Source organism: Photorhabdus heterorhabditis (assembly GCF_001280945.1).
Lineage (GTDB): Bacteria > Pseudomonadota > Gammaproteobacteria > Enterobacterales > Enterobacteriaceae > Photorhabdus > Photorhabdus heterorhabditis.
Genome location: NZ_LJCS01000102.1, coordinates 1 through 8,039, shown reverse-complemented (window position 1 = coordinate 8,039; position 8,039 = coordinate 1). Strand labels below are relative to the sequence as shown.

12 protein-coding genes are annotated in these 8,039 nt (G+C 45.9%); 6 read left to right on the top strand and 6 right to left on the bottom strand.

Features of this window, described 5'->3' with window-relative positions; genetic code table 11:
* From AM629_RS19985 to AM629_RS19970, 4 genes are all read right to left on the bottom strand, one after another.
* Window positions 1-624, bottom strand: a 624-nt coding sequence (locus AM629_RS19985; protein ID WP_054481419.1) for a site-specific integrase, incomplete at its 3' end; no start/stop codon positions are given.
* Window positions 617-841: a hypothetical protein gene (locus AM629_RS19980; RefSeq protein ID WP_054481417.1), complete on the bottom strand. Its 225-nt coding sequence runs from the start codon at window positions 839-841 to the stop codon at window positions 617-619. The genes AM629_RS19985 and AM629_RS19980, both read right to left, overlap by 8 nt.
* 521 nt (window positions 842-1,362) lie before the next feature.
* On the bottom strand, window positions 1,363-1,662 hold the full coding sequence (locus AM629_RS19975) for a type II toxin-antitoxin system RelE/ParE family toxin (protein WP_054481415.1): 300 nt from the start codon (window positions 1,660-1,662) through the stop codon (window positions 1,363-1,365).
* A complete protein-coding gene (locus AM629_RS19970; protein ID WP_054481421.1) occupies window positions 1,652-1,918 on the bottom strand; it encodes a hypothetical protein in 267 nt (88 codons plus the stop codon). Before AM629_RS19970 ends, AM629_RS19975 begins: the two co-directional genes overlap by 11 nt.
* Before the next feature lie 538 nt (window positions 1,919-2,456).
* Between AM629_RS19970 and AM629_RS19965 the strand changes: the two genes are divergently transcribed.
* The 4 genes from AM629_RS19965 (at window position 2,457) to AM629_RS19950 (ending at window position 4,303) form a co-directional block, all read left to right on the top strand.
* Window positions 2,457-2,654 (top strand): helix-turn-helix domain-containing protein, encoded by a 198-nt coding sequence (locus tag AM629_RS19965; protein ID WP_054481413.1) that lies wholly within the window; start codon window positions 2,457-2,459, stop codon window positions 2,652-2,654.
* Between the two features lie 421 nt (window positions 2,655-3,075).
* Window positions 3,076-3,276 (top strand): hypothetical protein, encoded by a 201-nt coding sequence (locus AM629_RS24305; protein ID WP_054481411.1) that lies wholly within the window; start codon window positions 3,076-3,078, stop codon window positions 3,274-3,276.
* A 12-nt stretch (window positions 3,277-3,288) separates the two neighbouring features.
* Window positions 3,289-4,059, top strand: coding sequence for a hypothetical protein (locus AM629_RS19955; RefSeq protein ID WP_054481410.1), 771 nt, complete (start codon window positions 3,289-3,291; stop codon window positions 4,057-4,059).
* Between the two features lie 31 nt (window positions 4,060-4,090).
* Window positions 4,091-4,303, top strand: coding sequence for a hypothetical protein (locus AM629_RS19950; protein WP_054481408.1), 213 nt, complete (start codon window positions 4,091-4,093; stop codon window positions 4,301-4,303).
* Window positions 4,304-4,330: 27 nt separating this feature from the next.
* Here AM629_RS19950 and AM629_RS19945 read toward each other — a convergent pair whose 3' ends face one another.
* Window positions 4,331-4,810: an Hcp family type VI secretion system effector gene (locus AM629_RS19945; RefSeq protein ID WP_054481407.1), complete on the bottom strand. Its 480-nt coding sequence runs from the start codon at window positions 4,808-4,810 to the stop codon at window positions 4,331-4,333.
* A gap of 494 nt (window positions 4,811-5,304) precedes the next feature.
* On the opposite strand from AM629_RS19945, the gene AM629_RS24300 reads away from it, so the two are divergent.
* Entirely contained in the window at window positions 5,305-5,484 is a 180-nt protein-coding gene (locus AM629_RS24300) for a hypothetical protein (protein WP_054481405.1), read from the top strand.
* Between the two features lie 152 nt (window positions 5,485-5,636).
* On the top strand, window positions 5,637-6,953 hold the full coding sequence (locus AM629_RS19935) for a protein rep (RefSeq protein WP_054481403.1): 1,317 nt from the start codon (window positions 5,637-5,639) through the stop codon (window positions 6,951-6,953).
* A gap of 102 nt (window positions 6,954-7,055) precedes the next feature.
* On the opposite strand, the gene AM629_RS24050 is transcribed toward AM629_RS19935, so the two are convergent.
* Window positions 7,056-7,808 carry a hypothetical protein gene (locus AM629_RS24050; RefSeq protein WP_161804251.1) on the bottom strand — a complete coding sequence of 251 codons (753 nt, stop codon included), beginning with the start codon at window positions 7,806-7,808 and terminating at the stop codon, window positions 7,056-7,058.
* Window positions 7,809-8,039: the final 231 nt, after the last annotated feature.

Sequence of the window (8,039 nt, the reverse complement as noted above, 5' to 3'; positions counted from 1 at the left end):
GGGGGCGGGGCGGCGCAGGGTTTCCAGCCGTTCTGCTAGATGATGAGGGATCAGAACTTCGCGAACCAGCCCCCCTTTCCCCTGTACGGTGTACAGATGGCCGTTGCGGCCGTTCCATTTGGTTGCTGTTGCCGGCCTCTCGTTAGCCGGGCACTCCCGGACGGGGGCCAGTGTGTGCAGTTCGTGTGCCCTGAGTCCGGCGGCATACGCCAGCTCAGTGGCCAGCGCGTTTCTGGCGGTCTGTGCGCGGGCAATCAGCGTCACTTGTGCCGGGGTGTAAGCGCGGCCGGTCAATACCTGGGGACTTTCAGCGCGGATCACCGGAAGGGTCTGGCCGTAGGGTAATGTGCCGGTGACGTGGTGCATCATGGCCTGAATGGCCTGCCGTTCCATGTCCAGTGTCTTCTGTCCGACGGCTTCGCGGCGGGTTTCCAGATAGTCAATGGCTGTCGCCGGTGTCAGTTTTCGCAGGTCGGAACAGGCGCGGGAGGACTTCACCCATTCAGCCACGCGGGTTAAAGCCTGCTCGTAGTTGCGCACGGTGCCAACGGAGCGTAACACGCTGCCCTGCATGGCTTTCATGACGGAGGCGGCCTGCCTGGTCGGACTGGCGAATTTAGCCATTGTGCGCCAGCCAGCGGGTGACGGTGGAGAGAACGACCCGGATACGTTTTTCCCTGAGCCAGCGTTGCAACTCGGCGGCGCTGGCCCCTTCCCGATGCAGTTGCAACAGTTCGCCGGTGTAACGATCGAGGCGGGATTTCCGGTAACGCTGCTTGCGGATCATCCGGGTTTGTTCGCGCAGCACGGCCAGCTCCTTGCCTGCATCAAACTGGGGCATGGGTTTCTCCACGGGCTAGGGGGTGTAAGAACGACTGACCTGAAAAGGTTCAGCGACACTTGAATGTCTATTTGCCCCAGTTTGAACCGGTGGGGTTCAGGCTCGGACTAATCTCGCCTTGTTACCCGTCAGCGTGGGTCAATCGCGGCCGTGACACTGGCTCAGTGGCGTTTGGGCTGTACGCGTCAGAAATCGCCAAATGGGCTGTTGGGTGACAGAAATCTCGGATCGTTGACCTGTATCCGGTGTAGCAGGAGTGCGTCAAAGGGCACCAGACTTATTACAGCTTTTACCATAGCGTAAAAACCGGGCTAATGATAGTTGCGTTTAAAATATTGCGTATAAGTATGATAAAGCTATAAACCCCCGCTATGCCCAACTTTACTTATTGTTGGGCATAGGGGGTTTATGGCGAAAACTGACGGGAGGATAAAGTGGAGTTTATGACACATGGAATTCGTAAACTTATGGCCTCAATGCGTGACTCATCTACCTGCCGGACGGAATGAGGTGATGGGAAATTAGCGTATCGAGTGGGGATTTTGTCGTTGTCCAACGACCGCCAGTACGTTGATCTGCTTCGTCTGATCGTCCACCTCGTAAAGTACATGCTGGCCTACCAGACTGATGCGGCGCACGTCCTCGCCATAGCGCGTGTCCACTTCGTATAGGCGGGGAAATTCTGCCAGCTTGTCAGTGGCGTTCAGGATGCGCTCTGTAACGTCTTTGGCATCCCAGAGTGATGAGTTTTCTGCGATATAGTCAAAAAGCGCTGTAACATCTTCGATGGCGCCCTGTTTCCATTCAACGTCATACGGCATCACGTAACTCCCGGTAACGGCGTTGCAACTGCTGGCGAAGTTGTTCGGCGGTCATGCCAGGGCGATTGTCGGCGCGGGTGGCCGCAACTTTGGCTCTTACCTGTTCTTCGTACTCGCCCTGCGCCAGTTCTTCGTTAGCCAGCCGTTGCAGGAGTTCCGCTTTCCGGGCTGCGTTGGCGTTAGGCATGATCTGGGGCAGACTCTCTGCCAGTTCACGCAGGAAGTTGGCGTTTTCATAGTGGGTTGTATTACTCATGGTCATGCTTTAAATCTCCGTAAGTATGTGGGGAATGTAGTAGGGTAGCCTATACGGGGAATGTTTTCTGCTGGTTATGCTAGCAGGTTTATCTGTGTCGATTATACGTCATCAAATTTAATTGATTAAATTGAGGTGCGAGAAATGGCAGATTTTAGGATTGTTAGCCGGAACTGCCCAAAGTTTTGTTAACTTAACTTAACCTGACATGGCATAAGGGAGCATTAACACTGGATTTGCATGTTCCGTTTTTATCGATCTTTTACGAGAACAACTAAGTTCCATCTATATGATTATCTTATTGAAATATTTTATCCAACCCGTTAACCTGATAGCGCTATTGGCAAAATCCGATAGCCGGGGATTTCCAACCCTGAAAATAGCTACCCACTGGTAGGAAGTTTCTGCCAGTGTGCCTGTGCTCGCCCATTCGATGGCGGTTCAGGCGGGGGAGGCTTCGGCCTCGCCGGAAGGTAGCTACCGGTATTGGAAACCCTGCTTGAATCGCCACCAATAACGACAATGAGGTGAAGCAGGTATGAATACACAAGACTGGCACCCCGCCGACATCGTTGCTGCTCTTCATAAACAGGGCACAACCGTTGCCGCCCTGTCCCGTGAATCCGGTTTAAGTTCTTCCACGCTGGCAAATGTCCTGAAACGAGCATGGCCTAAAGGAGAATGGATCATTGCTCGCCGTCTGAATATACACCCTGCCCAAATCTGGCCAAGCTGATATTTTGATATAAAGGGACGCATGACAACACGAAAACCCAGAAATGCCCCAGATTGGAATACGCTGGTTAGTCAGGATGACTACGGAATTGGGAATAAATTTCAGAAAGTTTGAGATCAAATCCGGGTCAAATCCGGGCCAAATGTGTTTTGTAGCACCGCCTGCCCGCAGTCAGTGTTACAAAACTCTGGTTCGGGGCAAAGCCCAGATATTATTTTGTTAACAATAAATTTGCGTAATTATCTTACGAAAACTTTCATCAATGTTATTTTTTATTGACTAAAATAAAATTTTTGGCGCTTGTATTTTCTTTTATAGGGAATTAATGCAAGTTATTGCCCTTTTTAAGGATTTGGTTGGTATAATTACTTTTTATATGAGTGTGATATATTAGTTTTTTAATTAGAAATATAGGTATTGTATGGATGAGAAAGATGATTTGATGCAAAAAATAAATAATGTCATGGTTCATAGTTCGGCTAGATCTGAGGATAAACTGGCTGTAATGATGACTTTCTGCTTTAAGTTATTGTCAGTAACTCAAACTGAGATGGTTAAAATGCGTATTTCGGATGGCAGAGAATTAGTATTAAAATTTGAAAAAAACAAAGTTAATCATTGATTGAGGCTTTATATGGGATTCGATAGTGAAAGGCATGAAAATGCCGTACAGGAAGCACAAAGGATTTTAAAAGAAGCTCAAGCTGATTTTGCTTTAAGATTGGAAAGGGCAGTTGACGGTGTGAGGGAAGTTGCGCAGGAAACAATGCATACCATAGGAAAAGGAGGGCAGAGAGCCTTATGGAGAACTTCATATTTTTTTGATGGTTATGAGGATGTATATCAAAGATTAAATAGAGAAGATGGGAGGATTTTTCTTGCTGCGTGGTCGGTAGTTAAAGGAGGTATATTTGAGAATAATGTTATAAAAAAATTTGTTGATATTTACGTAGGGAAATTATTAGAGCCTCATGAGCACGATCAAGCATTTTTAAATGATCTTCATGGAAAATTAGTTAGTTCGTCTACTACTATGATGTATTTAGTAGCTAAATTTAAAACATCAGGTTTGGCAAAGACTGCTGTTGTTTCCGCCATAACAGAAGCTATTTATGTGGCAGTAATTCAAAAAGCATTTATTAGAGAAGGTTTTAGAAAGTTTGGAATGGCGATCACTTTAGCGTTTCAATTCTATGGTTACTTTGATAAGGCAGCTGTATCTGCGAGTAAGTTAAAAAGAGAATGTCCTGTTTTATATTGGTCTCTTTATGCTAGTGAGATAGAGATGTTTTATTTTATTTTTGAACCTTTATTTAATATAGGAATTAAAACAATACAAAAAGGAAAAGGAAGCACTGTAGATGATGTTTATTTCGCTATAATGGATATTGTTGGTTATAACTGAACTGTAAGTCATGTAATTTAGGAGTTAAGATATGTTTAGTAAAGGGTGGTTAAGAAGAGAAATATTATCATGGCTTAAGGGAGTTTATTCTTATATAGTATGGTCTTTTATTCCGACTTTATGTGCTTTTATTTGGTCTCTTTTTATGTTTGTTGTTTTCCCAAATCATTGGGGTTTTTTAGCTTTGGTAGGTATTATTATTGTTTTATTATTTACTGTTTATTTTGCATTTAGATCTAACTAAGCATAAAAATATGCTTAGTTAATATTTTTAATAAATCCTTTCATCCCATATGCTATAAGAGGATGTTCCTGCAATTACATGATTCCACGATATGGACTTATATTTAAGTAGTATTTTTTCATATGGCATTTTATCATTGTTGTTAATTGAATTTGGATAAACACAGGATATGTCAACAATTGTCGCTTCTGTAACTTTCAATTCATAGAAAAATTCTAATTGTCCTGCTGAACTTGTTCTATAGAAAACAAATCCCCCATTCAGTGATTCATTAGAATCTATAGCCAGGGATAATAATGGTGATGATTTATCTATGGGTTTGATAAATTGTATGGGGTGATGGCTTACATTCTGTTGACGAGATATTGAATGATCTAAACTGAGTACCTGTATTTGATCTTCGTGTCCTTTTTGGTATCGGTTCCCTATAGAGTCTAGAGTGGAGCAACCTGCGGATATCAATCCTTGCTTCTTGCCGTTTAATGTTAGATAAATCATGTATGACATAATGATAACCTTCCTAGTTTTTTGTATCAATTATAAAGGTCTGGACTTAAGCCAGAGAAAAACAATTTAACACATTAATAAAACTTGATATTAGATCGTAAAGGCATAAAAGAGCTTCTTAAGATTCTTTTTGTTGGTTCCGAATAACGTATGTCTATTTATCAGGATGCCCTTTAGGGCATGGAAGGCGGCTCTTCGGAGTTATTGGGGACACCGTTGTCAATCCGCCGATACAAAGGGGGACTCATTGGGGGGCACGGCCATTCCCTTCACCCTGCCAAGCTGTTTTTGGCGGGCTGTCAACGGCACGAAAGCTGGATGGTCGGAGACAAAAGAAATGTTCAGCTAGCACGGTTAACTTTTTCGTTTAGGTTGGGAACGTGGCAATAGACAAACGTAAGATGGGAAGATTACGTTATTTTTTTCACGTAATATTGATTGTTTGATTATTTATGCGCTACTATGTCATTACATTGTTTTAGAGGTGAATAGTTATGACTATGACAGCGAAATTGGTAGATCGAGATGTAAATTTAAATATTCGGGTAGAAAAGGATCTTCGTGATGCGTTTAGCCGTGCGTGTCAGTTGGCAGATTCGTCTGCTAGTCGTGAGCTGCGTCACTTTATGCGGCAATATGTTGCGAAGCATGCCCAGCAGCAGTTAAAATTTTGATAGTGTAGTCTTAGAAATGATTCGGCCCAGTGATTAACTGGGCCTATGATGGTTTGCGGGGCGGTTAACTTGGCGGTCGATCCCCCGCTTTCAGGAGTATACCATATGATTGATTCAACTTCATACTCGCCCGCCAATAAGTGCGGGATTTGGTGACACAGAAACAGATTGGTGCGCCCTCTCGGTATATATGCGAAGTTACGAGCCGCCCCCCTGTAGGGGAGCTTGTAGATCACTCTACAGGTGAAATATTTTCTTTTATTAAACAATCAGATGCGACTGACGCGAGGCGGGAAAGATTTAAACTTCTCGATGCTTCGGCGGGTGTTCTCCGCATGTTCTTTGGTGATAACCCTCCTATTAGAAAAAATGGCAGTAAAAAATTACATAGAACGTGTGATTGTCATCGGGTAACGGTTACACCTACCGCTCAGATTCTTAAAAGTGAAAAACGTAAAAAAGCATTTTTTGGTGGGGTTGCTCAGTGTGGTAGCGTTTGGACGTGTCCGATTTGTGCGGCAAAGATTAATGAGCGAAAAGCAGCAGAGATGCGAATTGCATTTAATCAGGCTCCGGCGCTTGCTGTTCGACCTCATTTAGTCACGTTTACAGCGCCTCATGATGCGGGTGATTCAATAGAAGAATTAACGGTGAAAATCCGTGAAGCATTAGCGGCGTTCTGGCGTGAACGGCAGGTGGCTAAGTGGAAAAAGTCGCGAGGCGTGGTAGGTAATATCCGTTCTTTCGAGGTTCGTTACGGTCGTAATGGCTGGCATCCTCACTTTCATTTGATTATTTTTAGTCATAATAGTCTTCTTGAAGATACAGCGATCCTTTTGGAAAAATGGCAAGCGTGTTGCGTTCGTGTTGGTTTGAGTATGCCGAACGAATACGGGTTAGATATTCAGGATGGTAGTAAAGCGGGTGAATACATTTGTAAGTTTGGTAGTGACGGTGAAATTCTAAATACAAAATCTGGATCGCCGGTTAACTGGGATGCAGCCGACGAAATGACAAAAGGTAATACGAAGAAAGGTAAACAGGGTTCTTTATCTCCGTGGGATTTATTGCGTGGTATCTCGGAGGCTGAGAACGATGAGGAACGGCAACGTCTAAGGATTTTGTTTTTGTTTTATGCCAGGGCGATGAAAGGCGTTTCACAAGTGAAATGGTCACGCGGTTTGCGTCAGTTCTTTGAGCTTGAGCCTGAGAAATCGGATGAAGAAATTGTATCTGAGGTTGATGATTCGGCTAAGTTGCTTTGTCATATTACGCTGGATGAATGGCGTTATCTTGTTAAGTCCTGTAACCTAGCAACGGTTCTTGAGCTTGCGGAAAATGGTGGAAGTCGTGCTGTTGCTCGATTTTTGTTTGGTGTGCTTTACGGTGGGGAGTTTGAGGCTTTTTATCGGTCGTTTTTGCATCGTCAGGATATGTTACCGGACTCTTCTATTTTGGTTCCTAAGTAGCTTTTCGAAGAGAAAAAACAGTCAAAAATTGGATGGACCAGATGTGTTTTGTAGCACCGCTTATATGCTGGCAATCCAACAAAACGTTTTTGGATCGGGTAATTAAAGATTCCTGCTCTGTCTCTTCTGTTTCCGGCGCAGTCTTTCTACTGTGGCGGCTGCATTCCGGCGCCGCCGTTCTGCATCCTGTGCTTTGATACGGCTCTGTTCAACTTCCTGTGCAGCGGCGGCTCGCTGTCGTTCGGTTTCTGCCATGAGGTTCCTGACTTTGGCCGCTACGTTTTGTTCAAGCTGCCGGGCACGGTCTAAAGCGCAGGAGGCTTCCCTTTCCCGGATTTCTGCGGCCTGGAGTTGAGTTTGTAATCGTTGGTGCGCGACTTTCTCGGCGTTTTCAGCACGACGTTCTGCGGCTTCGGCCTGTTGCCGGTAGTACCTGCGCTGGTTCTCGTGATCTGCATCCTGCGCTGTGCTGAAAGCAGGCGCGGAAACCATGAGTGTGAGAACGCCGCCGAGTACTGCTCCGGTCAGCGCAACAGGCCAGAAGTGTATGGCGACGGAAAATCCCTCTGCAATCACCCTGATCCGGTCATTTTCGGCCAGTATTATGCCGACGATAAGATCATTCAGGCTGGCATAGACGCTAAAGCTGACAAGGGAAAGAACGAGCAGGAATGCCAGCCCTGTTATTACACGCCATTTCATCGCAGGTAAGTCTCCGTAATTTCCGGTCGGAAATGCCCCATTTCCTGACTGACGGTGGTCAGTGCGTCCTCCCTGACAAGTCCCTGCCGTTGCAGTTCGCTCATGCGCTCCTGGGCATAGGAGTGGCGCAGGCCATGCGCACCGGCAGACCATCCCAGCACGCGGCTGGCCGCCGCGCTGAAACTGTTTGTCCAGGCTTTGCCGGCACCGATCTCATAGCGGGAAAGGTAATTTATCCCCCGGTCTGTTACCGTCCGGGGGGCGGGGCGGCGCAGGGTTTCCAGCCGTTCTGCTAGATGATGAGGGATCAGAACTTCGCGAACCAGCCCCCCTTTCCCCTGTACGGTGTACAGATGGCCGTTGCGGCCGTTCCATTTGGTTGCT

Excerpts from the sequence above, each read along its gene's own strand:
- AM629_RS19980 (WP_054481417.1), bottom strand. The coding sequence starts at position 841 with ATGCCCCAGTTTGATGCAGGCAAGGAGCTGGCCGTGCTGCGCGAACAA.
- AM629_RS19975 (WP_054481415.1), bottom strand. The coding sequence starts at position 1,662 with ATGCCGTATGACGTTGAATGGAAACAGGGCGCCATCGAAGATGTTACA.
- AM629_RS19970 (WP_054481421.1), bottom strand. The coding sequence starts at position 1,918 with ATGAGTAATACAACCCACTATGAAAACGCCAACTTCCTGCGTGAACTG.
- AM629_RS19965 (WP_054481413.1), top strand. The coding sequence starts at position 2,457 with ATGAATACACAAGACTGGCACCCCGCCGACATCGTTGCTGCTCTTCAT.
- AM629_RS24305 (WP_054481411.1), top strand. The coding sequence starts at position 3,076 with ATGGATGAGAAAGATGATTTGATGCAAAAAATAAATAATGTCATGGTT.
- AM629_RS19955 (WP_054481410.1), top strand. The coding sequence starts at position 3,289 with ATGGGATTCGATAGTGAAAGGCATGAAAATGCCGTACAGGAAGCACAA.
- AM629_RS19950 (WP_054481408.1), top strand. The coding sequence starts at position 4,091 with ATGTTTAGTAAAGGGTGGTTAAGAAGAGAAATATTATCATGGCTTAAG.
- AM629_RS19945 (WP_054481407.1), bottom strand. The coding sequence starts at position 4,810 with ATGTCATACATGATTTATCTAACATTAAACGGCAAGAAGCAAGGATTG.
- AM629_RS24300 (WP_054481405.1), top strand. The coding sequence starts at position 5,305 with ATGACTATGACAGCGAAATTGGTAGATCGAGATGTAAATTTAAATATT.
- AM629_RS24050 (WP_161804251.1), bottom strand. The coding sequence starts at position 7,808 with ATGGTCTGCCGGTGCGCATGGCCTGCGCCACTCCTATGCCCAGGAGCG.